This window comes from Desulfobacula phenolica (assembly GCF_900105645.1).
GTDB lineage: Bacteria > Desulfobacterota > Desulfobacteria > Desulfobacterales > Desulfobacteraceae > Desulfobacula > Desulfobacula toluolica.
In genome coordinates this window covers 111,990-137,373 of the sequence record NZ_FNLL01000010.1, presented here as the reverse complement: position 1 = coordinate 137,373, position 25,384 = coordinate 111,990, and the positions used below count along the sequence as shown (strand labels likewise).

Genomic DNA, 25,384 nt, shown 5'->3' with positions numbered 1-25,384 from the left:
CAAGTCTGCTCGTGGCGGTTATTCCATATCTTTGAAAAAGTCGTCATTGTTTTCCATGTCCTCAAAAAAATCATCCTGAACCTCTTGTTTCTCGGGAGCGGATTTGGATTCAATCATTTTTTGAATGGCTTCTTTTAACTTTGATTCCGAATCCAGCAGGAACTGCCCTGAAATCACAACGCTGTCCTCCTGGGCAAGACCGCTTAAAATTTCCACCCGGCCGTTATCCAGATAAATACCGGTCTGTATTTCCCGGGGGGTGTATTTTCCGTCTCCCCTGGCCACAAAAACAATCTTTTTTTCTCCTGAATGAATCACGGCTTCCGACGGGATTGAGATCCCGATCTTGCCGGCTCCGGTTTTTATTTTTATTCTCACGAACATATCCGGCTTGAGGTCGTCATTCTTATTGTCAAAATCAATCCGGATGATGACATCCCTTGTTTTTTGCTGGAGATAGGGAAAAATAAAGGATATTTTTCCATTATAAATTTTCCCGGGATGATACGACAGGGTCATTTCAACTTCCTGGCCTTTGAATACCAGGTTCTGCTCATACTCAAAAATATGGGCCTCCACCCAGACACGCGACAGATCTGAAATCGTAAACATAGGGGTGCCGGGCTTGACAAAAGACCCTTCAACAATGTTCTTTTGAGTGACAACGCCTGTCAACGCAGACCGGACAATCAAAGTTTTTTTTACCTCTCCGCTTTTTTCAAGGGCCTTGATTTCCGTGTCTGCAATATCAAAATAAGTGAGTCTTTTTTTGGCTGATACAAGAAAGTCCAGGTTAAGGCGGGTATTACTTTTTTGAACATTTTTAAAGGCGGACAAATATTCTTCCTGAGCGGCCAGAAGAGAAGGAGAATAGATTTCATACAGCGGCTGTCCCGCTGTCACAAAAAAACCTGTATAATCGGCATACAGCTTTTCTATCCATCCGCCCGCCTTCTGGGTTATCATACCGGTTCTGGTTTCGTCAAAGGTAATATGGCCATAGGTTCTTATGGTATGGTGAAGTAAGCTTTTTGCTGCTTTTTCAATTTTCAGACCCATGTTCTGTTCCACAACAGGGTCTATCTTTATGTCAACTCCCCCCACAAGCTCGTCCTCATAAACCGGCACAAGATCCATTCCCATCTTACTTTTCCCGGGCTGTTCATAAATTTCAGTCGGGTCCATGGGTGCCTTCCAGTAAACGATTTTTCGCTCGCTGCTTTTTGAATCCCCTGCAACATCATCCTCATAAACCGGAACCAGATCCATGCCCATTTTGCTTTGGCCAGGCTCGTCATAAATTTCCATGGGATCCATTGGAGCGCGCCAGTAAATAATTTTGCGTTCAGCCGGGCCTGTGTTTTGCGATTCAACCGGGCCGGATGTATTGCCATCTTCATTGCCATGCTTGCCTTGACCCTTATACATGGTCATCATACCGAATATCGTCCAAAAAACCAAACCGGTCACTACGGCAGTGATTAAAATCGTAAAGATCATACGTTTTTTGTTGTTGTTTTGTTCCATGTTAACGTTCCTCTAAGGTTTTCATCATTTAAAAACCGCTGCCAACGATCTTTTCAAGAGCTGCCATTGAACGGCCCAGGTCTGTTTGTTTTTTCGCGATGGTCAGTTGTACAACCAGCAAGTTTGTGTAAGAATCTATTGCCTGGGAAAAAGGGATTGAACCGGATTCATACTCCCGGATGGAAACATCCAGGGCTGATTGGGACAAGGACAGAATCTTTTTTTTATACAGAGCAAGTTCACGCTTGTTTTTATCCGCCTCAAACCAGGCTTCTCTTACCATTCGATCCGTGGCATTTTCCTGTTGAACAAGGGTTTGCTCCAGGCTCAAAAGCTTTTGCCTTGTTTGATTCAGCCATGGGCCATCAATGCCGTACCAGGGTTTTAACGGGCTGCCGGTTTTCATGGATGCCATGGTTTTTTCCGGAAAAGAGGGTTTGGGGGCACCCGTACCAACAGAATTTATAGCCTCATCTTCATACAAGGAAAAGCTAAACGTAAAAGGTTCTTGTATCATGGATTCCGCCATTTCCACCATATTTTTAACTTTACGAATCTGATGCCGGACAAAGCTTAGTTCCTGGCGGTTTTGCCGGGCCAGGAGGTAAAGGTTTTCAGGGTCAGGAAGGTGTTTATCCGGCTGGCTTAACACTATTTCCCCCATCCGGGTGTCCGGCTCAAGGTTTAAAAGTTCCCAAAGCCGTACTTCAAAATTTTTCTTTTTGGATGCAAGCGTTATAAGATCTTCTTTTAAGACTTCAATCTTGATATTGATTTTAATAATATCCTGGAAACTGGTTTTGCCGCTCTTGTATAATGTGGTTGCAACATCTTTAAGCCGGTCAAATGCATCAAGGGTTTCAGACGTTGAGCGCATTGATTGCCCGATAAAAACAATATCCCAGTAGGCGTTTTTAGTCTGTGTGATAACAGTCTTTTGCGCTATCCTCATTTTTTCCACCAATGCAGCTACCTGGTGATGAATGACCCCGCCTTTAAGAGAGGTCAAGCCTGGATAAGGATAAGTTTGTTTCATGGACCCCTTCATTTTAAGCGGCCCGATTTTATTGTTAATGCCCTCGGTAAAAGCCGTGTATTGCTTTAAAGTTTCATCAAGAGCCATCACCTGGTTAAACGACTCCAGCTCAGCCTTTATCTTTTTTTGTGCCGCAAGAACCGCTGGATTTCTCAACCCGGCAATGACTGCTATTTCATGCATGTTTAACTTTTGATTGATTATCTGACGGACCGCCTCCGGGTCTGAAGCAATCTCCGCCAGCCGTTTAAATGTCTTTGTGTCAATGTCGGACAGGAAAAAAATCTCATGGCCGTTGCTTATTTTTTTCTCATAAGCCTGTTTCAAATCTTTAATCCGGGAAAAGACCGCCTCGTTATCCTGGCTTAATTCAAAATGATTTAATTCAATCGGGCTTGATGCAGCAGGAGAGTCAAAGCTCTGTGCCTCAAATTCCAATGCCCGGGTGTAATATCCCGGGGGGGTATAATTTTCCAGTGCCCGGGTCATTTTTGAATACTCTGCAGACAAAGGAGACATATAAAACAACCCGAGGGTCAACATGATCGCTGTTTTTATTTTCATGAATCACGGCCTCCTTTGTTTTTCTTGATCTTTTTATCCTTTATCTGTTTGTCCTTTATCTGTTTGTCCAGGACAACACCTGCCAATTGTTCAAGCTTAACAAGGATTTTGCCGTAATCCGCTTTTGCCCGGGCAAGGGACAATTGAAAATTATAAGCGGTTGCCTGGATTTCAAGCAAATCGGCAAAGCTGCCTTCGCCTTGCCTTAACCAGGTTTCAGCGGTTTGAACAGACCGTATGGACTGAGGAATCAGCTCTTTTTCGTACAAAGTCACCAATCGTTTCGAATTTTGAAGTTTGAACCAGAGCCTGCTGATTTTCTCTTTTATCTGATTTGCGATGACAAGTTGATCTGCTTTGGCTTTTCGTTTGGACGCTGTGGCTTTGGATATTTGACTTTTATTTTTCCCAAACCATAACGGGAGGCTCAACCCGAGCTGAACTCCGATCGCATCATCTCCAGCATCTTTTGGAGGCGTTGGCACATCGGGATCACCAATGGAAGCATAAAAAAGCCCCAGCTTAAAGGAAGGAAGGGATTCATACCCGGACAGTTTAACAGCTTCATCAAATTTTTGAACTGTTTCTTTGGCAATTAAAACATCTTCCTGGTGGATCATGCAAAGAGCGTAAATTTCATTTAGTCCGTACGCAACATCCCTGAGTACAAGATCTGAAGCCTTGCCCAGCACAGCATCCGGCGCTCTGTTTAACAGGGTGTTTATCCGTGCTTTTTCCGCTTGTTCCAATTCTTTCAAAAGAAGAATATCATACCGGATCTGTGCCGTCTGGGCACGGGCTTTGGAAATATCATAAAACAATGCCTTGTCCTGAACATATGCGGTTTCACTTATTTTTATCAATTCCTGGTTTAAATTTAAATTAGCCAGTGCAATGTTCACAGCTTTTTGAATGTAAATCAATTCATAAAATGAGGCTGAAATTGATGTCACAATATTTTTTATGGTCTTGTCCAGCTTGAGCTTGGAAATTTTTGTATCCGCCTCCAGAATTTTGCCTTGACGGGTAAGTTTTCCGGGAAAAAGGATTGCCTGTGACAGCGTTATGTTCCAATCTTGTGGTCCTAAGCGAGTTTCTATGGGCGACGGAAAATAGGTGGCCATAAGCTGAGGATCGGGATAACTTTTACCGATACGGTAATTTTCAATAAAAATTTTCCATGATTCTTTTGAAGCTGTGATTGAAGGGTTGGATACATAAGCATACTTGAGCAGATCTGACAAGAACAGGGTTTTTGAAAATTTTTTTTCAATTGCCAGAGCTTCTTCTTTAAAAATTTCTTCGTTGCTGTCTGCAAAAGAAAAAGAGTGGTGCGGCAACATAATACTGAGACTCAATAAAATCAGTAACACAATTATTTTTCTCATTTTCGTTGTTTTCCTCCATTCAACCCCTTTTAAAATTTCAGCTTAATGGACATTAAAAGCATTTTATGTACCAAAGCCTGCAACTCTTTATGATTATTAAATTTTATAGGCAAAGAAACGAAATACTGCTTTTAATAGCATGGGTTATTGTAGAATATTGCACAACATTTTTTGATTATTCTACAATTTAAAATTAAATCTTTTGATTTTATCTTATCTATAAAAAAACTGCTCTTTAAAGCTTTTCACTCTTTATGAGGCATGGCGAACATTTTTTATAAAAACTTTTATAGGAATTTAAGAACCAACAACGTGATATCACCATTCTGCCGGATTTCACCGCGAAATTTTTCCGTTTCAAATATAATTGAGTTTACAATCTCTTGTGATGAAAGTAAAATTGATTCTTGAATCACTTTTTCAACATTTTTTTCCAGGATCATCCAAAAATTCTATAATATCAAAATAGTCCCTTCAGGTTTTATCGCAATAAAAGCAACAAGCGCAAATCTCAATATTCTTGTATGAAAAATTGGCCCATCCCTGCCAGAATAAAAAGCACGGGTATTAGAATGAAAATTACAATGCGTTGCTGAAGGGTTTGGGTTTGCATACGATTCTATCCTCATTTGAGCAGATGATATGAAATATCTTTTCACAAGAATCAATGCATAAAAACTACCAGAGGAGATAAAATGATAACAAATTGATTTTTATATCAAATGCCAAACACAAGCATTTTAACAAAATTTGTATAATTATAAAATATCCTACTCCCATTATGGATACTTGCATAGACATTATTCATGGTATCAAATAACGACCGGGCAGTCATTTCTGTGAATGACTGCCCGTGAAACCAGCAGATAAACATTAAAATTATTCAGAATTAATTAAATAGTTATTTATACTTAAACATGGCTTTGTCTTAGGATCACCTTGACTTAAATTAGCCTTGTCGTATGGGAACAATAATGATTTCAACCCGCCTGTTTACAGCATGATTTGATGATATGGGACGATTTTCACCATACCCAACCGCCCTCATTCTTTCAGGAGAAATGCCATTTTGTATCAATTGTGTTTTCACGGCCTCCGCTCTTTTTAAGGAAAGCATCCGGTTATATTCTTCCGAACCCCTGGTATCGGTATGCCCCCCGATTTCTATGGTTGTCCTGGGATATCTATTCAAGACATCCGATACCCTGTTAAGCTCTTCATAAGCACCGGGTTTAAGCCTGCTTGAATCAAAATCAAAAAAAGCCTCACTTTTAAAGGTCGCTCTTAAAATATCCTGCTCTCTTGAAATGGCCGCACTTTCAGAAGCTGCCAGGGCACTTCTCAAGTCCTGTTCCTGCATATCCATATAACGGCCGATCTGGTTCCCCGCAAGTCCTCCAATAGCAGCGCCTATGCCTGCCCCGATCAGGGTGGATTCCGTATCATTACCAATGGCCTGGCCGAGAATGGCACCGATTCCTGCACCAACGCCTGCTCCGACAGCAGTACCTCGTTCCTGCCTGGTTTGCATGCCTGCGCAGGAAAACATCATTGTCAATATCATCATGCTTAAAACCGTGAAAATAATTTTTTTCATCAATAGAATCTCCTGTTAAATTTAAAAAAACTTTTTTAATCTTCTTATATAATGACACCAAAAATCAAAAAAAACTCATTTTTTAATGCAATAAAAAATTTCCTATAAGTTTCAAGGCCTTTTTACAATATTTTATTTAAAATACTTCAGATTTGACTGCCCCTCCATAAGAGGTTGCCATGCATATACCACAAAGTTGTATTGATCACGAAAAAATTGAAACCAGAATTCAGGCAGCGCCTTAATTCAAATCATCTTTTGATTTTTTAGTCACCGGAACCTTGAACACGGGCACACCTTCCTTGGCAAGTACCTTATCTTCTTCTTTTGTTGTTGTCCCTTTGATATTCCTGTGTTCTTCTGCTCCATAATGCATTTTCAAAGCCTGCTTTGTAAAATCTGTTCCCACGTCCTCAAAATTTTTTTCAACATATTCAGCCACCTTTTCGGTCAGTTCGGACACAACTTCCCGGCTTGCCTGCAAGGCTCTTTTGGTTTCCGTATGGGAAGATTTTCTAATGGCTATGGGATGAAGTTTTTGGACAACTGATGTGGTGCCGCAAACCGGACAGGCCAAAAGACCCTGTTCCAGTTGCTGGTCCAGATCTTTTTTGTCCTCAAACCACCCTTCAAAGGCATGACCGTTTAAACATTTCAGGTCAAATACTATCATATTTTAAATAATTCTGTTTACACCCGTGGCGATGTTATAACAGTAATCCCCCATTTTTTCATAATTTGAAACAAGGGCAATAAAGAAAACTCCGACATCCACCGAGCATTCTCCTGCTCTTAATCTTTCTATATGCTGATATCTCATATTCTCACGCATCTGGTCAATCAAATCTTCCATGGCCAGTGCTTTTTGATAAAATCCTTCGGTTTTCTCCTGAAACTCATCAATGATGAAACCTAAAAAGATATCCACCTGTTCTGATATATCCACAAGATCCTGTTTGGCTTTTTCACTGAATTCAAATTTATTATCATATATTCTTTCAAGTATTTTAGATACATTTTCCATGGAATCTCCCAATCTTTCGATATTATTGGTGATTCTCATTAATTCAGATATCTCTTTGGCTTCGGGTTCATTGACCTCTCCTTGGTAAATTGAGGTCAAATATTTGATAATCACTTTCTGAGAGTCATCCAGATGGTCTTCAATGGCGTCTCTTTCCCCGAGTATGTCATCGTCTCGCACCCTAAGACAGGTGGATGTTTTTTTTAGATTCATATGGGCAAACACCATGGTTTTGATGATTTCACCCTTAACTTTTGCAAGCGCACCAATGGGTGAATCAATAAAACTCGAATCAAATTCAGGCAATCTATATCTTTCTTGTGATTTAAAAGGCTTAGGGGATATTAAAAGTGTCAGTTGAATGAGTCTGGGAAGAAAAATAAGGAATACCATGGCATTGATAACATTAAAAATCGTATGGCCGTTGGCAATGTACCTTGAAACATTCACATATTCGTTGTTTACAGTATGGTTTACTGCTCCGGCACCCAATTTTAATGTAATGATTTCAACCACATCAACAAACCAAGGGAAAATCAGTAAAATGATGCCCACCCCCATGACGTTGAAAATCGTATGGGCGTTGGCCGTTCTATGGGCCTCGGTATTGTTTGAGCCGATGGTGGATAATTGTGCTGTCACTGTGGTGCCGATATTTTCGCCGAGAACAAGGGCAAGGGCGGTCGGATAGCCTAAGAGCCCGGATGAAGCAAGGGTCATCGTCAATCCAACCGTGGCTGAAGAAGATTGAACGGCAACCGTCAGAACTGTGCCCATAAAGACACACAGCAGAATACCGCAGATACTGTCCGTACTGAATGTTGTAAAAAATTCAATAAACTGCGGATCGGTTTTTATGGGTGCCAGACCATTTTTCATGACGGTCATGCCATAAAAAAGCAGTCCAAAACCTAAAATAATGTCACCGATATATCTGTAGTTTCTTTTTTTTGAAAAATATTTCAGGCCCACACCAAGGGCAATGGCAGGCAAAGCTGCTGCCGTCAGCTCAAATGCGATCATCTGCCCGGTAATGGTGGTCCCGACATTGGCACCAATGATCACTCCCACGGTCTGCTCAAGAGACATTATGCCGGCACTGGCAAACCCGATCAGCATTACGGTAGTGGCGGATGACGATTGAACCATGGCCGTAACCCCCGCACCAGTTGCGCATCCCATAAATCTGTTGGAAGAGATTGCTTCCAGAATTCGTCTGATTTTCTGACCTGCCGTAGCCTGAAGGCCTTCGGTCATCATCTTCATTCCAAGAATGAAGAGACCAAGTCCGCCAAGGGTTTGGATTATTATGCCTGTTATGTTCAATTTCTTTCCTCTTTGTTTATTTTTTCTATGAAAGTCTTAAAAAAAATCAAACAAAGACCCTCATATCTTATTGTAAGCAAACCCGGATACACTGTCAGGCAGTGCCCGTGGCAGTTACAACTATTGTTGCTAACAAAACTCCAACAAAATCCTAACAAACCAGGAGGGTTATATCTTAAATCTATGAATTTTTCAATTGGGAAATACGCGCAAGATCACGGCTTGAATTTACGCAGGGAAAAAGCGTATTATTAGTAAAAACAGGATGTTCCAAAAGATTAAATTTTGATTGTTTGACTGCATCCGACCACATGGGGGTGTGGGGAATGGGAGTATAGTAGGCAAGCACAGGAATTATCCCAGCATGTTTGACAACCTGAACAGAGGCTTCCACATCATCCAGATTTTGTCCGGGCAAACCGCACAGCAAATAGGCCCCGATCTGTTTTTCCTCAAAACCGGCAGCCTTGAGATGGGCAATTGCATTAAAAAATTCATTTTCCGCAACTTTTACATCATGGCTTCGGTCTGCTGAGAAATCAGTGGTTTCAAGACCCAGGCGGATGGTTTTAAAACCGGCTTCAAACATTAAATCCGCAGCCTTTCTTGTAATTTCCCGGATATGGAGGGCATTGGGGGTATGAAAAAAGAGATCCATTTTTGATGCGATGATCTTTTCAAACAACAAAAATGCATATTTTCCGGCATTCACCAGCAGGGCATCATCATAAAAGGCAAAATTTTTAACCCCATGGCTGTAATGCCAGTGTTCTATCTCTTTGAACACATTTTCAGGAGATCGTCGCCTAAGCTTTGGCTCCAGGTATGAGGAGGCGCAGTATTCGCAGGAAAAAGGGCATCCCCTTGATGTTAAAACAGGTGCGTAGACAATTTTATTTTGAAGATCAAGAGCAGGAAAGGGCAAGTCATCCAGGTCATTCACTCTATTAGATATACCAGGCACATCAGACACACCGGATATCTCAACATCAGGTATATTAACATCAGGCAAATTGCCGGCATCCAGTTCAAACCCTGTAAACTTTTGGATAATATTTTTCAATTGATGCTCGCCAGGGCCTTTTATCACAAGGTCTGCCAAGGTGTTTTTGGCTGCATGATCATGGCAGAGGCTTGCATAGATTCCCCCCAAAACAACCGGTATATCAGGATAAACCTCTTTGACTGCTTCTATGGTCTCCTGAACCCCTGAAGCCCAATAGGTCATCAGGGAAGTGACAAAAATAATATCAGGTTTGTTTATCTGCTCCAGATCCTCTTTAAACCATTGGGGTTTGATGCCATAGCGGGAAAATTTTTTACCTGTGTTTTCAAGCCCCTGGGGCAAATCAATTTGAGTTTTCCGAAACGGCCCCCTGCCGTCCCAAAGCACTTTCATCTGACTGGGTTCCCTGGGATGAAACCTGTCAAGGCAGTCAATGTAACTCACTGTTATCCCTTTTTCACGCATGATGGCGGCAAGGGTTAAAAGCCCCAAAGGTTTTGCCCAGAAATCAAAGGCGGCAAAATCATGAATCCAGGGGTTTACACACAGAATGTGGGGGGAATCAGTCTTCAAAATATCTCATGGATGTTTTTTTAAGTTCCTGTCTGCTGAACAGCAACTCATACTCATCTTCTCCCGTGGCTTTGGAAATCTTTCTGGCAATGGCATAACACTCATCTTCATCTGCGGCATGAACCATGGTATACAGGTTGTATTTCCATCCTGGAGCGGGATTTCTTCTATAGCAATGGGTGATTTCCTGAAATGTGGCCATAATATTCCCGGTTTTTTCCACCCGGTCTTCGTCCACTTTCCATGCCACCATGGCATTTGCTTTAAACCCGGATTTCTGGTGCTTTAGTGTGGCACCAAAGCGCCGGATCATCCCTTGATCATTGAGATCTTTTAACACACTTAAAAACTGATCTTCGGTGATGCCGATCTGTTGGGCCATTTCAAGAAACGGCCGCTTGACAACCGGAATATCGGTTTGCAGCAGGGCTATTATTTTTTTTTCCAAATCTGTCAGCATAAGCGATTTTATGGCTTTCATTTTTCAAGGTTAATATAAAAAAAACAATGTGAACTTTTTTTCAGCATATTGTCAAGATCTTGTTATTTTTTTAAATTATTATTTTTTCTTGTCAGGAAACAAAGACAGGATGTCCTGTTGTGTTGCCCGGCACACACCTCTTTCCGTGATAAACCCTGTGACCAGCCTTGCAGGGGTCACATCAAAAGCATGATTTGCAGCCGAACTGGTCTCGGGAGGAATCAGAACTCTTTTAATTTTTCCATGGCAAAGTCCCTGCACATATCTGATTTCATCGGGATCTCTTTCTTCTATGGGAATGTCGGCAATCCCGTCCGTGATGTCCCAGTCAAAGGTGGAGGATGGAAGTGCCACATAAAAGGGGATGTCATTGTCTTTGGCGGCAAGGGCTTTTAAGTAGGTCCCGATTTTATTGGCCACATCCCCGGCCCGGGTGGTTCGGTCGGTTCCCACGATAACCAGATCCACCATGCCGTGCTGCATGATATGCCCCCCGGCATTGTCCGTGATAACAGTATGGTTTACCCCGTGTTTGCCCAACTCCCAGGCCGTAAGACGGGAACCCTGGTTTAAGGGCCGTGTCTCATCCACCCAGACATGGACATCAATGCCATTGTCAAAGGCCGTATAAACGGGGGCTGTGGCCGTGCCATATTCAATGCATGCAAGCCATCCGGCATTGCAGTGGGTCAGAATATTGACCGGTTCCCCATTTTTCATTTTGCTGATGTTTTCAATAATGCTAAGGCCATACTCACCGATTTTTTGACAATTGATTGCCTCTTCCTCAATAACGGCAAGGGCTTCATCAAATGCTGCCTTTATCCTGGCCCCATAATCGGCTTGCTGTAATGCCGCAGACAACACCCGGTCAACCCCCCAGAAAAGATTCATGGCCGTGGGCCGGGCATTCTTGAGCCGTTTGCATTCCGACTTCAGGTAGTCGTTATCAGCACCTTTGTTGTTTTCCTGGGTAAGGCTGATATACACCCCCAATGCCCCGGTGGCACCAATCAAAGGAGCGCCTCTGACCACCATTTCTTTGATGGCGTAGATGGTGTCATCAACGGTGTTCAAATCTTTTATGATCAATTCATGGGGCAAAAATCGCTGGTCAATGACTTGAACCGTTTCAGATTTCTTGTCAAACCAGATAGGTCTCATATCTTTTCCATCCACCTTCATCGTAAGCTCTCCAATAGCAATAGGATTTTAAAAATTCTTAATAAAATTTTGTGCTTCTTCTATGGACGCCGTCATATCCTTGATAAGCCTTGTCACATCCGTTTCAATGGAAACCACTTCGGAACTTAAAGACCCGACCGCTTTTGCATTGAGATTGTGTTTCAGATAAAGAACATAATCTTTGAGCTTGTCCAGAACCGGGTACATTCTTTTTGTGGATGTATTCATAATTGTTTCAAGTTTTTGATATTTTGTTTTTGCATCCCGAAGCGATCGTTTGCTGCTGTTTTTCAGCCTGGCATCATTGATCTGTGTGATCTCCTGTTCCCATTCTTTGAACAGATCCCCGGCAACCTGCTCCACATCGTTGATCCGATTTTCAATCTGATCAGCCCTGGAATCGCACTCTTCATAGCTGTCCTTGAGATTATTATAAAAAGCCTCCAGGTCTCCGCCGTCAAAGGAATAAAGTTCCTTGATATTTGTCAATGCGTCTTTAAACTCTTCCCTGGCTTTTGTCTGACTTTCCTGAACATCTTCAACATTATCAATTAAAATATGCCGTTTTTCCTTGCCCAATTTCTCCATGGTGGCATAGTAGGCCGTGCCGCATCCGGATATAAAAAAAAGAACCGCCCATATCAGAAAAAATTTTGTGATGGTTTTAAAGTTTGCAGGCTTCATCATTTAAGTTGTCGCTCCCATTGATTTTTTGATATTCGTTACTGATTCTAAAAAATTCTTATACCAAAAATTCAGGCTTTTATTAATCTTTTTCTTGTATTGCTTTCCGTTTGTATTTCATTTACTAAATCAGTATTTTATTTTCATTGAATTAGCGATTGATCGAAAATTTGAATCAATTTGTTTTAAATCATTTAATTCCCGTAAAAGATTTCACTGTCCATATATACCCGAGCTGAATCAAAATAGGTGATAACATGTTCATAAGCCTACTTAATAAAAGCCTGCGCCTGGTCTTTTTGTCCTGTTGTCCGAAGAATACCTTCCCCGCCCAGGCCGAACCGGGTAAGCTTTTTATCAGAGTTTTGAAAAAATTTTGATTTTGCAAACTTTATTTTTTTTCTCTGGACTATTTGTCATCCGTTCGTCCTTATATTTATTTTCCGGTTCACTCTTCAGGCCGGATCATCATTATTTTTTAATAATTGAATATGCCTGACAGCATACCATGCAGATCTGAATGATATTGTATCAGCATTATTTTTTGAAACTTTTGTCGGAAAAATCCATAACAACATTCATGAAAGGTGTAAAGGTATTTCAAAAATCCAGATTACACATAATTATCTTTGCTGATTTGGTTAAACCATATGATTTTTTTATTTTTTTTGTTAATAAAAATCAGTACGTTATCCAATTAGATTATTTAAAAATAAATTTTTCAGTCACAACAGGTCGAAAAATTGCTCAATATTATTAGAGCGGCAAGAAATGAATCCAATAATCTTCAACCTGGTATTTTAAAATCAGGCTGGTATGTGGGATCTGATAATTGAACAGATAAAAAGGTAACATGAAAAACCATAAAAAAATAGAACAACTCGTCTCAGAAGCCGTCCGGGGATCTAAAAATGCTTTGGAAGAAATAATCCGCCGAATACAAAAACCTGTTTATTCACTGTCACTGAGGATGCTGTTTAATCCGGAGGATGCCGAAGATACTGCCCAGGAGATATTGATTACAATTATTACCAATTTGCATGGGTATCGCCACAAAGGACCTTTTAGAGCATGGGCAATGCGAATTGCTGTCAATAAATTAAAAAATGTTCGCAAATCATATGCAGAAAAAAAAATGTCTAACATTGATAACCTGGAAGGAATTCTTGACAGATATGAAGCCAAAGGATGGTTTTCAAAACCTCGGGAAATACCGGAACCCTATCTTGAGGCGGAGACACGATCCGTTTGCACACATGCATTGCTGCTGTGCCTGGACCGTTCTCACAGACTGGCTTTCATATTAGGCGTAGTGATGGAAGTCAGCAGTCAAGAGGGAGCGCAGATATTAGATATTACACCGGCCGCATATCGGAAGCGACTGTCAAGGGCCAGGTCTCGAATTAAAGACTTTCTGGTAAATAATTGTGCTTTGTTCAATAGTTCGAACCGCTGCCGATGCAAGCATATTTTGCCTGCCTACCTGGAAAAGGGCTGGATTGATCCTGAAAAACCAATATTTGTAAGAAAAAAAGATGACGGGGAAATACCGACTAAACTGGGAAGCTATTTGAAGGAAATGGATGAATTGAAGAAGTTGTCAGCTGTTTACAAATCAATCTCTCCATCAAATTTTGATTTTGTTGATGTTGTTAAAATTAATTTTCAAAACAACCTATACAGAATCATTTCAGATCCCAAGCTCTCATAAACTGCCATGGACCGGAAAACTCTGCAATGATCATAAATCGGGGATATGGTTGGATTCTGTGAACAGGATACACTTTAAATAGGAAAAAATCGTATAAAAGGGAGGTTTTAAGGTATGACAATAAATCCGAATTTTGTTTCACCATGCGGACTTTACTGTGGCGTCTGTGCAATTCACATAGCTGATCGCGACAACAACGAAAAATTCAAAGAAAGACTTGTCAAGCTGTACCAAGGAGGTGTTCCCGGAAAAGGGACACTGCCCAACAGCCGGAATCTTACAACAAATGATATTAAATGCAGTGGGTGCCTGTCTGATAATCTTTTCATGCACTGCAAACAGTGTGAAATAAGAGATTGTGTTAAAGAAAAAGGATATAGCGGATGTCACCAGTGTGATGAATTTCCATGTAAATACATTGAAAATTTTTCAATGGCTGTCGGCAAAAAAGTTATTTTAAGGTCTGTTCCATACAGAAGAAAATATGGAACAAAAAAATGGGTAGAAGATGAAGAAGCCCGTTATTTTTGCCCCGGATGCGGGAATAAGGTTTTTCGAGGCGCTGTAAAATGTAACAAGTGCAAAGAAGTATTGGACCTGGACTGATTTTTTTGACGGGATTGTATCCTGTTAGCCTGTATATAAATCCCTTCCGGTTAAGAAGGGATTTACTTTTTTTAATTCAAATAAATGATGCTTCTGAGCTATTGGCTCATGTGTTTTTTGAAGTTATACAGAACGTCACATTGTGCCCATTCCATGTGTCACTTTCAGGCAGAACATTTTCATAAAATTCAATGAGCCCGAAATGGTTTTCTTTTAAAATATTTTTTAAATCTTCATGGGAAAAAAAGTGCGTCCAAAACCGGTACGTTTCACAATGATCATTATCAATGACACAACCTTGCCGTCTCCTCTCTGTGAAAGAACTTCATCAGGTATGTACCAGAAATAACCAATGGATTTTTGATCTTACTGAATGCCCAGCAGGATTATGGTACCACTGCGGGGTAGATCCAAATCAAAAAGGGGTTATCCCCTGGACAGATAATCGCAAGAAAAAGACACCAGAAATAGGGACCTGCCCTGCTTGCTGCAAAAGAACCGGCAAATGTTATGGAAAGGCATATTTTGACGGCAAACCAGGAAAAGCACGGCCATGTGTGCATCGCCAATGCCCCTGAAAAGAAATGAAAATCCTTGAGATTGAAGAGATAGAGGGTCGGTTAAAAGTCTTGGAAGAAAGGCTATTGCTTAACTAAGGAAAATCCAAAAATGAATTACAACAGCAGAATCACAAGAGTGTTAAAAAAAATCTTGGAATGATCGGCCTTGAAAAATCAATTACAATTTGGCCAGCAGGTCCTGATCTTGAAGAATATTACAGGGATTTAACCACGGAACAGGCTGAAAAAATATTAAAGGAATAAAATAATAAAGCTTAGCAAACGAATTGAAAAAAATAAAGGATGGCTTAGACCGTGTGATTCATGGTGGCATGACCTTTTGTCAGAAGAAGACTGCGGACTTTTGCCAATAGTCCGGGGTTTTAAATCCAGCATTGGGAGGGAAAAATCATACACAGTCCGGGGGTTTTGCTGTCTCAGAAAATCTTCTCAAAACTAATATTTTTGATAATTACAGACCAAGCAATAATTATGAATTGGATAATACATAATACTTAACTGCAACAAGCCCGCTTTTCTCTCAAGAACACTTAAAATTGCATTTCGACAGGCTGTTACAGGACTAAAGATGTCTTCGCAAAACTACCATATACGCTAATGTTTATTTCAATAAACCACTATATATTGTGATGAAATTTGCAAATTGTGCATTCCGTAACAGCCTGTCGAGAAAGTTATGTCATGAACACATCTTTCAGTTTTGAAATATCTTATTAATTATTCTTAATAATATCTCATCATTTTTAGTTTCACATTCCCAGATAACATGAACGTCCCACCCAAGCTCTATTAATTTTTCTTTATTTGTTTTATCTCTTCTAATATTTTGAGAAAATTTTCTCTCCCATTTTTCAATATTGCTTTTGACTTTATATGCCATCTTACAGCCTTCATGACGATGCCAGAAACAGCCATGAACAAATATAATCTTTCTGTATTTCGGCAGCACTATGTCCGGGTTGCCCGGGAGATCTTTTCTATGTAACCTGAATCTGTACCCCAAATTATGGAGCAATGAGCGCAAACGGATCTCAGGCTTCGTATCTCGACTTTTTATGCGAGACATATTCCAGCTTCTTTTTTCTGGAGTCAGGGTATCCATAATCTTTCGTTTCTTTTATTACTTGATATACAATTTCTGCAATCTGTCTGGCCAGAAGAGGAGGGACTGCATTTCCCACCTGTATGTACTGCTGGGTTCTGCTTCCCTCGAAAAAATAATTATCCGGGAAGGTCTGCAGTCGTGCAGCTTCTCTTACGGTAAAACTCCTGCACTGGGAAGGATCGGGGTGAATGAAATAATGCCCGTCCTTTGAAATGTGACTTGTAATCGTAGTTGATGGGGTATCGCTGACCTGCACTCGAAACCTGTCGTTGAATTTTCCGGTTCTGGCATTTTTGTGTTTTGGCATCAGTTCCTTCGGAAATTCATGAATTTTTGGAGACACTCTAAAACAGCGTGAAAAACATGCAGCATACATGTATCGATGAAGATCGCCTGTCATGTGCAATCTGCTCTGATGGTTGCAGGCACCGTCAAGTCTTTCATCCTTGTACCACCAGGAATTTTCCGGTTTACAGTTTCTCTTTCCATGTACAAACTGCCCCCCGGTTTCAAGATTATCCTGGTTCTCAATATCTTTCAGAGCAGCCCGCATGCATTTCTGCACATCTCCCTTTTCTTTCATATATTCCTGGAACCATTTGTTCCTTTCAAGCTGAAGAACCCGGTTTTTCCATTTTTCCATGGAGTCTTTATTCCTTGACAGCCCGCTTCTCAGCTCTGGAAGGTCACTTATTACATCCATAACGGCAATCGTATTCTTTTTTTCTTTAAGGGTATCAGGTCTGACGGATGAATATTTTTTCCTCACACCAAACAATACAACTCTGTGCCTTCGCTGAGGAATTCCAAAGTTCTCCGACTTAATCACATAATCTCTTGGATTTGAAAAGTCAGGTATTGCAGCATCACCATCCTTAGGCCGAATCAATGGATATATGTCATAATCATTGTTTGAATCGATATTCTGATTACCATCAGCCATCAGTGTTTTCAGCGGGCTTCTCAGATCACTCAGTATTTTTTCAAAAACTGACTCACCGTTCAATCTGGCGGAAAGCATACCCGTAACATTTTCCATAATAAAGACAGCCGGGAGATGTTCTGCAATTATTCTCAGATATTCTTTATACAAGTAGTTTTTGGGGTCCTTTTCAGGAATATAATCTTTTATTCCCTTATTCCTTGAACGTCCTATGACAGAGTATGCCTGACACGGGGGACCACCGATTAAAATCCACCGATCACCGTTTTCTTCTTTTATCTTCCTTATCCGGGTATCAACTGCATGATTCAGTGAACCGTTTGAACCCAGCTTTGCACACCAAGCCTCTTTTTTTGCTTTTCCGGCCTCTTCGGGGTAAAGACTGAAAAGTGTTTCCTGAGTGTCTATTTTTCCTTTCAGATAATCATAATATTCTGATGGTACTTTATCCTGCGAAAATTTTCTATAAAAGCTCCTCAGCAGAAGTGTTTTATGTGCATCTGTCTGCATTTCAATAGACAGAGCTATTTTGAATACAGAATTTCCATATTCATCCCGTAAAGATGAAAAACCTTCACCCAATCCGCCTGGACCGGCAAACAGATCAACAACAGCAATATTATTCATAATTAGATCGGAAACCCCAGCTTTCTCACTTCATCTACTATTTTATTTCCCTGGAATGCCTGTTTCCGGGATGGTTTCGAGCCTCTTGCCATCAGTCTACCGATACTGAAAGATATGCTTCTCTGCCAGGCCTGAAGGTTGTCGGTTTCTTTTGCCCAGTGGGCAATCTCAAACCATTTCTCAGAAGGGGTTTTCATGACCTCCGTTATCAGTTTCTCATCATTTTCATCCGGCCCCTCAATTCCCTTTTCAGGAGAACTGGATCGGAAGCCCTTTGATTCAATCTGGTCTGTAGCTATATCAGAAAGCTTTATGGGGATGTCAAGCTCTTTCATATTTTCCCAGCAATCTTTCTTCTTGCACCATTCAGTAATATTTTTTCCGCCGGGTGGGTTGGTGATATGGGCATGGACTGTTTCAGATATTTTTCTGATACCTTCTGATAATTCAGCACTGAGTCCTTGATTTTTCCAGATTTTTTCCAAGTTGATTCTCTGATATGAAAAAAATGAAAGCCAGGATAGAGAATAAGTAACTATCTGGGCTCTGTACCCACCATATTTCTGACCGGAAACAATTTTCTCGGCCTCTTTGAAAAGAATGGCTTTGGCGACCAGTTTCTGGAAATACTCCTTGTTTGCCTTGAATCCTTTTCGTTCGCTGAGTCTTACAGTAAAATCTCTAAAATTTTTTTGGGCACCTAGGCTTACAATCCATGGCAACTGGAGCCAGGTATTTTCGAATTTAGCCAGATCTGTTTTCGAAAACCGTTTCCGGGTCGGGTTCTCACGGTTGAAGGTTCTTTTCTGGGCAGGTGTCAATTTCGCTTTTTCATCATTGTACTGCCCTCTGGACCGTTCATAAAACCAGTGCGTAAGCTGGTTTGTACCACTTTCAGCAGGTGCCCAGATTGTCCGTGACAGTTCTTCAACTTCAACATGGAACGGATCGTTTGAATAAAAATCTGCATCGTTTACTTTATTCTGACTGTTTGAGTACCTTGATACAAGCGGAACAACTTTGTTAAGCTTTTTTTCATCATTGATTATACACAATTTTGCCTGAACAAATGCAGAAGAGAGCTCTGCCTTATCCTTTTTTCTTGTATGGAAAAGTGATGCAGTCGTCTGTCCGCCATTAACAATCTGGAAATCCTTGAGATAAGTTATCCCCCTTCCACCACTTTCAAGGTCCTCCAGAACGATACTCTCAGCCGTTCCGGTAATCCCGTTATTGTAAGCAAGGAACATACCCGGTTCAGTATTGAGAGTTGCCCTGATTCCTTTGTTGACTTTACCTCGGGCCTGGAGAAAAGCTCGGACATTTCTTTCAAGCAGGCGGGCATTATATTTTTCATAAAGATCTGCCAGTATTTCTCCGGGGAATACCGCCAGTATGGTTTTGTAATCCGTGCTGCTGTCATTAATCTCCAGGCAGGGGATAGCTGTTTCAAATTCTTTCCTGAAATCAATCTCGATGGTTTCTCTCTTGCTGCCTGAGCTGATTATCTGGCTGAACCTCTGAATATCCCAGACATGGAAAGAAATTTTCAGATCACCTTTCTCAAGTTCCTTGAAGGATAAAGGTTTTGATCTGCAGTCTGTGAATAGAAAGATTCTGACTTCTTTAAGCTTGTTACGCCTTTCGTGCAGAAGAAGGGCAAGATCCAGTACAGGTGAAGCTTCCGAAATGAGGTTGAAATATCCTTCCGTCATGCACTTGGTCAGAAAATTCAGGGTTTTATTCAGTTCAGCCTGAATCTGCTTTTTACTGATTGAAGCCGATGGGGATTTCCTGCTGCAAAAAACGGTAAAAAGATCAATGGAATCAATGTCATTACCATAACTGTATCCGTTTATTTTGATCTCTCTTCTTTTGTATTCGCATATTTCACCATCATCCAGCTCTCCGGCTTCTGTCAGAGGCTCTATCATCAATTCAGCAAACTGCTCCTCCCATGAAGTCTCATCTCCGGAATGTTTCAGTATATCTTTAATTTCTCGGTTGATACTTTCAAGAAGTTCTTCTGTGCTGTTGTTACTGCTCATATTCATCATCATACCTGATCAAAAATTACATTTAAAAATCCAAGTGCCCTGTTTTCAACCGTTCCCGTAACAAGACCTCTGTCCAGAAATCTGTTGAACTCTTCACAGGATGTTTCCGGTACCAAGGCACAGTTGTGGCAGGCTGCAAGGTTACAGGAGTAGGGTCCCTGACCACCCATATCTCCCAGTTCCATACACACCGGATCAGCAGAACACCATTGCGATTTCCGGACAGCATCTTTCAGCATAGGCTCAAACAGGCCGGGTTTTCCCATACGCACAAGCCCTCCCATGGTCCCTTCCGAATCACCAGCCGCTGTGTAAATGAGGAGTGCAGCCATTGGGGATGATTCATCTGTCGAAAAATAAAGTCTTTCCCTGAGAGAGGCCGAACTGTATCCACATTCGAAGGTGAGCTGGTTCATCAACAGGTGGGAAACTGTGTGGATGAGAATAAAAACCGGATGAAGTTCATTGAAAAGTCCAAACCCGCCTCTTTCCCTTGAAGCATTTTCATAATTGCGACGAAGATTTGAAATGCGATTTCCTATTGTTTCTTTTTCAGGCCCTTCAAGCCATTGCACAAGAGTAGTTCTGTTAAACTCCAGAAAAAGTCCCTCACCATTAACAATTGAGGCTGGAAGCCATGAGTTTGATGGTTCAGGGTCATTAAGCCACAGACTTCTTCTCAATTCAAAAAAATTCTGGTCTTCCGGAGGGTCCAGTCTGGTAAAGCCTGTGAACACCCTTGTTTCCCGCACTTTCTTGATCAGCATGATTTTTGAAAAAATTAAGGATACTGCATCAGAGTATTTCTCAAGGTCAACCTTTTCTGAATTCAGATATGGTATGTCCCATTCTTCAGCCAGTATACGGTATTCTTCTCTTCGGAAAGATTCTCTGTCATAGGAATCGCCTGATGATGCTTCGCAGTCCTGTGGTTCTTTTTCTGTATTCAGATAAGCCTGGAGAGCTGACAAAACCTGTCTTTCATTATATTCCTGAAAATATTTTCCATACTGCCCTTTGATTTTTTCCAGTATGGTCTCAATGGGTGTATCCATGGAAATCAGGACGTCTATTAAATCTGAGATTCCCGGTTTTTCGAGAATCCGGGTTATTTCTTCAATTTCAACATCTGTTTTTTTATCTATTTTCGGTAGGAATATTGAACTGAAAATTTGTGAAAAATAAATATTTGATGAATTTCTGAGAACACCTCTTACAGGTCTACCACAACCGATCCCCTCATTGTCATGCAGCCAGAGTCTCCTGCCGTTGCACTGAAATGGTTCCCCTTTTATCTTCAGTTCACCAGATGTAATTCCCCCCAGTCTTTTTCTTTTTTTACACTTCGTACAGATTACTTCAATACTATCCAGTGTCCCTCCACCATATTCAACCAGCCGCAGGCTATCCTCACCGCAGTCAGGGGAAAAATCCTGGTGTGCCCATTCATTCCAGGGGAAATCATGGATGTGGCCATGATCACAGACGACTGCAAATCTGACCTGTACAAGGGGTATTTTGAAAGACTTCTCAGTATAACAGACCGGACATATGTTTTTATCCTTCAGTCCCTGATAGGTAAGTGAAGTTTTTTTCATATGGCCACAATTGCTGCAGTAATGCCATGTGGGAAACCTGAGAAATGGAATGGTCATACCGATATTCGGTACGTCTATACCGGGGATTGTATTTCTGTAGTCCGGTGGTTTTCTAAGATGATCGACTCCCAGACTTCTGTTTATTCTCCATTCATCAATTATTTTGAATTCATCACAATCGGTTTCATTTTCAATCTTGCTGAACCAGTGATCAAGTCCACAACAGATGAGTGAAACGCCGAATCTGTCCGTATGAATTGCCCCCGGTCCAAAAGGGGCTATTACCTGAGACTGTCTTAAAGGGCCGCGTCCGGGCATTATTCCTCTTCTCCTTCTTCATCACTTATGTACATAGTCGTTATATCCATCTGGCATTCGGCATCGACATTTCTCATTGAAGTTGGAGTCGCCCAAGATGTTCTTTCCATATCTTCCGTCACCCAAGTTTCATATCTGCGCAGCAGGCTGTCAGATTGTTCCTGACGTTTTTCCCACCAAGTTCTTTCCCATCTGTTAAACTGCCGCAATCTCTTTTCAAATTTCCTCATTACCGAAGGATACTCATTCTCGTCAATGAATTTCACCCTTTTTTCAATAATTTCTCTGAGCTGTTCAAACAGGGCTGGATCAACATCTGAAGGCCTGTCTGATGCACTTCTGCTCCCCATCAGCCTCAGATAAACAGCAAAAAGTGCATGCAGAGCCCGATCGATTACGGGTGGTGCAAAAGGAGTGACACTGGTAGGCTCCACCTGTGCATACATCTGACTGTGTGCGCTCTGAAATTTTTCAAAATGAGATCTGTCCCTCGGTTTACTGCTGCTGAAAAGTGTTGTGACCAGACCCGGACGTTCCCACCATTTTCTGCCGACCCGTCCTGAAACCTGGATATACTGAGCCATTGTTTTCGGCTGTCCCACAATTGACATCAGTGCGAGCCGATCAACGTCAATGCCTACTTCAATGATGCTCGAAGCAAGGCAGACATCTATGGAACGGGCTCCTTTGCCTGAATATTCTTTTGCCAACTCCTCCAGTGCTTTGGGAACTTCTTCATTTGTCATCCTGCTTGTCAGTTCAAGAACTCTGTTCAAAAACCGCCTTTCCCTGAAACCGTGTCTGGCGGCAATTCCTTTTAAGGCACCTGGAATATCCGTCTGGAAAAGCGATAAAGCACCTCCCAGTTCTCTGATACTGTTGAAGAAAACAAGCAGTGTCCACCAGGGATCTCTTTTACCGATGCCGTCAAACAGGATGCTTCCCATCAGTAATGCTGAATAGACTCTGACCTGCAGTGTCTGCATGGAAGGCAGACCCGGTGCATAAATTCCCATATATCTGCGACCTGGAAGAAGCATGCCGTTTTCATCAACTGCATATCTTGCAAAAAAAGAATCACCGGCATCAAGACCTGATGGTGGAAAAAGATTTGTTTTCTCACGGGCAAACAGTGATCTGACCTGGTCCTTGTATCTTCGGATCGTTGCCGTTGAGCATACAATCTTCGGTTTAAAAACCTTATCATTTTCCCGGCCTGTACAGAATTCTTCAATAATCGTTTCATATAAGCCGACCATTGTTCCAAGAGGACCTGATATCAAATGAAGTTCATCCTGTATGATCAATCCGGGTGGTTTCTTTACTCTGGCTCCGTTCAGATCAATCCCGAAAATCGAGCTTGATGCAGGCACCCATGATAGCATGGCGAATTTATCAACTGTACCGATAATCAGCGACGGCCTGGCTTCATAGATCTCTTCATCAATAACATGTATCGGAAGATTTTTATGAAAGAGGCATTTCTTATCAGGACATTTAAATACTACAGTACCTCCTTTTGCTTTATAGCCGGGAACGTGAATCTTATTTTTAATAATCGTTTTTCCCATCTCTGCACCACACCATGGGCACTGTCTCAGGATAAAGGGATTTTCAGCGTATCGATTGGTCTGCAGCTTCTTTAAGGCGGTTTTTGCAGCAGCTCTTTTATTGGGTGTATTTGCACTTCCAACCCAGATTCCTATGGAAAAAGGACGGTTTCCCATTCCTCCTTCATCCTGCCGTATTTTTTCCATGGCACAGATCAATCTGCTGGCCCTCTGGAACTGCTGTGTCGTCAGCAGACGAAGCGTGTAGCGCATAAGTACCTGGACACCGTCATCTGAAGGATCTTTTAATCTCCTGTAGAACATTGCAAATGCGGCCAGCCCCAGATAGGCTTCTGTTTTACCGCCACCCGTTGGAAACCATATCAATTCAACTTCATCTCTTTCCTCACAGTCCAGTACTGATGAACGCAGGGACATCAAAATAAAAGCAATCTGAAATGCCCGCCAATGTCCCATGTGCTCTGGAAGTTTTTTCAGGCCAACCTCTTCATAAGGCGGGTTGAAAATATTTCTCCGCCCTTTTATGTCATAATCGAAGAGGCGTTTCTGACCACCCACAGCCTGCTGCAGAAGAACTGCCTTGTTTGCAAGCAAGAAAGCTTTTTCAGCCATTTCATCTTCCATCAGGAAAGCAAGTCCATCTTCCATTCGTCCGGCACATATGTCTGCCTTTTCCATATGAATACCCGCTGTTTCCTGCAGGCTGCTTTCAACTGACTGAATCTCTTCAGTTCTCACAGAGATCCAGGATCGATATTCAGAAATGAAAGTCTTCAGCAAATCAGACCTTCCTTCTTTAAAACCGGCCAGAACTTCCATTGATATTCTCAGCGGTTGATTTTCCGCGTTCACCGCATCCGGGGTTATACTCGGAATTTCATACTGGGGAAGAGGATCAGCTGTGATCGTTTCCGGGAAATCCCCGGAACTGTCATCCCAGCAGGCAGCACAGCCATGACCAACAGCAAAAGTTCTTTTTTCAGTATACAGAAGCCTGAAGGAAGCTCTTTCACTGTCATTTTCAATATCTGCCGCCATTTCCCCTTCAGGATAAGGCAGGATTCTGCCGTCTTGAACTGTTACTGTGAAACTGGATTGAAACAGTGTCAGTTCACTCTGCATTGATGCGGTTGAGGCTTGACGACGGGTTCTGTTAACAAGACAGACTGTAATCAAACGCCTCTCAGGGCGATCTTTTTCATCAGAGTAAATATCCGGGCGGGAGAAACATTCAATAGACAGTTTCAAACCGTTATCATATGATTTTTCGAAAGGTTTACCAGAACCACCCCCTTTAACCTGTTCACTGCTGAATGAAATACCTGGTAGAGAAACAGCTTCCCTGAAAAACCAGGTCCTGTTCACCTCACCGATTCCAACCTGCCCCGGCAGATATCTTCCGGCATTTATATTAATGATGATTTTCGAATTCTCAGGTAATTCTGCCAGAAAACTCACCCCCATGCTTGAGGGCTGGACAGTATTTGTAAGGGAAAGATCGAAATCGTCAGAATCGCTTGCTATATTTTCAGATTTCCCAACGGCTTCCATTTTGACGGAATCAGCAGTGGTATCTTCTTCCACCATCTCGGGATCAGCACTGATATCAGAAGACTGTATTTCATCATGCCTGACACGCGGCGGATATAACACTCCTATGCCGTAACGGTTGACTGGAGTTTCTCTTTTTATGATTTCATCCCGAGTGCCTTTCTGTATCCATGGCTTCAACGCATCTTCCCAATTTTCGAAATGAATGATGCCTGAACAGTCAAGTTTTTCTCCTTTAATACATGGCCCCATAATCTCTGATTTGAGGAATTGAACCAGTCGTTCACGGTTCGGTATATGAGAAGATTCAGATTTCATATTCATG

At 41.6% G+C, this 25,384-nt stretch carries 17 protein-coding genes; 2 read left to right on the top strand and 15 right to left on the bottom strand.

All coding sequences use genetic code 11. The features are described from left to right. Positions 1 to 18 precede the first annotated feature (18 nt). The 10 genes from BLT94_RS16330 to BLT94_RS16285 form a co-directional block, all read right to left on the bottom strand. Complete coding sequence (locus BLT94_RS16330; protein ID WP_092236455.1) at positions 19 to 1,527, bottom strand: efflux RND transporter periplasmic adaptor subunit; 1,509 nt, start codon at positions 1,525 to 1,527, stop codon at positions 19 to 21. A 28-nt stretch (positions 1,528 to 1,555) separates the two neighbouring features. After that, complete coding sequence (locus BLT94_RS16325) at positions 1,556 to 3,127, bottom strand: TolC family protein (protein ID WP_092236452.1); 1,572 nt, start codon at positions 3,125 to 3,127, stop codon at positions 1,556 to 1,558. Continuing rightward, positions 3,124 to 4,515: a TolC family protein gene (locus BLT94_RS16320; protein ID WP_092236449.1), complete on the bottom strand. Its 1,392-nt coding sequence runs from the start codon at positions 4,513 to 4,515 to the stop codon at positions 3,124 to 3,126. Before BLT94_RS16320 ends, BLT94_RS16325 begins: the two co-directional genes overlap by 4 nt. 949 nt (positions 4,516 to 5,464) lie before the next feature. Continuing rightward, the gene (locus BLT94_RS16315) at positions 5,465 to 6,112 is read right to left on the bottom strand and encodes an OmpA family protein (protein ID WP_092236446.1); all 648 of its coding nucleotides are present in this window, start codon (positions 6,110 to 6,112) and stop codon (positions 5,465 to 5,467) included. A gap of 241 nt (positions 6,113 to 6,353) precedes the next feature. Then, positions 6,354 to 6,785, bottom strand: coding sequence for a DUF1178 family protein (locus BLT94_RS16310; RefSeq protein ID WP_014959571.1), 432 nt, complete (start codon positions 6,783 to 6,785; stop codon positions 6,354 to 6,356). A 3-nt stretch (positions 6,786 to 6,788) separates the two neighbouring features. Further along, the gene (locus tag BLT94_RS16305; protein WP_092236443.1) at positions 6,789 to 8,462 is read right to left on the bottom strand and encodes a Na/Pi cotransporter family protein; all 1,674 of its coding nucleotides are present in this window, start codon (positions 8,460 to 8,462) and stop codon (positions 6,789 to 6,791) included. Positions 8,463 to 8,643: 181 nt separating this feature from the next. Further along, the gene (locus BLT94_RS16300) at positions 8,644 to 10,041 is read right to left on the bottom strand and encodes a B12-binding domain-containing radical SAM protein (protein WP_014959573.1); all 1,398 of its coding nucleotides are present in this window, start codon (positions 10,039 to 10,041) and stop codon (positions 8,644 to 8,646) included. Beyond that, positions 10,031 to 10,501 carry a siroheme decarboxylase subunit beta gene (gene ahbB, locus BLT94_RS16295; RefSeq protein ID WP_014959574.1) on the bottom strand — a complete coding sequence of 157 codons (471 nt, stop codon included), beginning with the start codon at positions 10,499 to 10,501 and terminating at the stop codon, positions 10,031 to 10,033. The genes BLT94_RS16300 and ahbB overlap by 11 nt, the downstream gene beginning before the upstream one ends. Positions 10,502 to 10,600: 99 nt before the next feature. Continuing rightward, positions 10,601 to 11,707, bottom strand: a complete 1,107-nt coding sequence (gene mtnA / locus BLT94_RS16290) for an S-methyl-5-thioribose-1-phosphate isomerase (protein ID WP_014959575.1) — start codon at positions 11,705 to 11,707, stop codon at positions 10,601 to 10,603. A gap of 27 nt (positions 11,708 to 11,734) precedes the next feature. Continuing rightward, positions 11,735 to 12,394 carry a DUF2959 domain-containing protein gene (locus tag BLT94_RS16285; RefSeq protein WP_092236440.1) on the bottom strand — a complete coding sequence of 220 codons (660 nt, stop codon included), beginning with the start codon at positions 12,392 to 12,394 and terminating at the stop codon, positions 11,735 to 11,737. Positions 12,395 to 13,244: 850 nt separating this feature from the next. Here BLT94_RS16285 and BLT94_RS16275 point away from each other — a divergent pair. After that, a complete protein-coding gene (locus tag BLT94_RS16275; RefSeq protein WP_092236435.1) occupies positions 13,245 to 14,102 on the top strand; it encodes an RNA polymerase sigma factor in 858 nt (285 codons plus the stop codon). Between the two features lie 114 nt (positions 14,103 to 14,216). Then, on the top strand, positions 14,217 to 14,708 hold the full coding sequence (locus tag BLT94_RS16270; RefSeq protein ID WP_014959578.1) for a DUF3795 domain-containing protein: 492 nt from the start codon (positions 14,217 to 14,219) through the stop codon (positions 14,706 to 14,708). Positions 14,709 to 15,983: 1,275 nt separating this feature from the next. On the opposite strand, the gene BLT94_RS16265 is transcribed toward BLT94_RS16270, so the two are convergent. The 5 genes from BLT94_RS16265 to BLT94_RS16245 are packed head-to-tail and all read right to left on the bottom strand — an operon-like array spanning position 15,984 to position 25,383. Then, entirely contained in the window at positions 15,984 to 16,355 is a 372-nt protein-coding gene (locus BLT94_RS16265; protein ID WP_245743156.1) for a very short patch repair endonuclease, read from the bottom strand. Further along, a complete protein-coding gene (locus BLT94_RS16260; RefSeq protein ID WP_092236429.1) occupies positions 16,321 to 17,964 on the bottom strand; it encodes a DNA cytosine methyltransferase in 1,644 nt (547 codons plus the stop codon). The genes BLT94_RS16265 and BLT94_RS16260 overlap by 35 nt, the downstream gene beginning before the upstream one ends. 2 nt (positions 17,965 to 17,966) lie before the next feature. Continuing rightward, positions 17,967 to 20,012, bottom strand: a complete 2,046-nt coding sequence (locus BLT94_RS16255) for an AIPR family protein (RefSeq protein ID WP_175530382.1) — start codon at positions 20,010 to 20,012, stop codon at positions 17,967 to 17,969. Between the two features lie 8 nt (positions 20,013 to 20,020). Next, complete coding sequence (gene drmB / locus BLT94_RS16250; RefSeq protein ID WP_092236423.1) at positions 20,021 to 21,937, bottom strand: DUF1998 domain-containing protein; 1,917 nt, start codon at positions 21,935 to 21,937, stop codon at positions 20,021 to 20,023. Continuing rightward, a complete protein-coding gene (locus tag BLT94_RS16245) occupies positions 21,937 to 25,383 on the bottom strand; it encodes a helicase-related protein (RefSeq protein WP_175530381.1) in 3,447 nt (1,148 codons plus the stop codon). Before BLT94_RS16245 ends, drmB begins: the two co-directional genes overlap by 1 nt. Position 25,384 lies beyond the last annotated feature (1 nt).

What these genes read in the sequence shown, in the direction of transcription:
- BLT94_RS16330 (WP_092236455.1), bottom strand. Translation starts at nt 1,527, where the DNA reads ATGGAACAAAACAACAACAAAAAACGTATGATCTTTACGATTTTAATC.
- BLT94_RS16325 (WP_092236452.1), bottom strand. Translation starts at nt 3,127, where the DNA reads ATGAAAATAAAAACAGCGATCATGTTGACCCTCGGGTTGTTTTATATG.
- BLT94_RS16320 (WP_092236449.1), bottom strand. Translation starts at nt 4,515, where the DNA reads ATGAGAAAAATAATTGTGTTACTGATTTTATTGAGTCTCAGTATTATG.
- BLT94_RS16315 (WP_092236446.1), bottom strand. Translation starts at nt 6,112, where the DNA reads ATGAAAAAAATTATTTTCACGGTTTTAAGCATGATGATATTGACAATG.
- BLT94_RS16310 (WP_014959571.1), bottom strand. Translation starts at nt 6,785, where the DNA reads ATGATAGTATTTGACCTGAAATGTTTAAACGGTCATGCCTTTGAAGGG.
- ahbB (WP_014959574.1), bottom strand. Translation starts at nt 10,501, where the DNA reads ATGCTGACAGATTTGGAAAAAAAAATAATAGCCCTGCTGCAAACCGAT.
- mtnA (WP_014959575.1), bottom strand. Translation starts at nt 11,707, where the DNA reads ATGAAGGTGGATGGAAAAGATATGAGACCTATCTGGTTTGACAAGAAA.
- BLT94_RS16285 (WP_092236440.1), bottom strand. Translation starts at nt 12,394, where the DNA reads ATGATGAAGCCTGCAAACTTTAAAACCATCACAAAATTTTTTCTGATA.
- BLT94_RS16275 (WP_092236435.1), top strand. Translation starts at nt 13,245, where the DNA reads ATGAAAAACCATAAAAAAATAGAACAACTCGTCTCAGAAGCCGTCCGG.
- BLT94_RS16270 (WP_014959578.1), top strand. Translation starts at nt 14,217, where the DNA reads ATGACAATAAATCCGAATTTTGTTTCACCATGCGGACTTTACTGTGGC.
- BLT94_RS16265 (WP_245743156.1), bottom strand. Translation starts at nt 16,355, where the DNA reads ATGTCTCGCATAAAAAGTCGAGATACGAAGCCTGAGATCCGTTTGCGC.
- BLT94_RS16260 (WP_092236429.1), bottom strand. Translation starts at nt 17,964, where the DNA reads ATGAATAATATTGCTGTTGTTGATCTGTTTGCCGGTCCAGGCGGATTG.
- BLT94_RS16255 (WP_175530382.1), bottom strand. Translation starts at nt 20,012, where the DNA reads ATGAGCAGTAACAACAGCACAGAAGAACTTCTTGAAAGTATCAACCGA.
- drmB (WP_092236423.1), bottom strand. Translation starts at nt 21,937, where the DNA reads ATGCCCGGACGCGGCCCTTTAAGACAGTCTCAGGTAATAGCCCCTTTT.
- BLT94_RS16245 (WP_175530381.1), bottom strand. Translation starts at nt 25,383, where the DNA reads ATGAATATGAAATCTGAATCTTCTCATATACCGAACCGTGAACGACTG.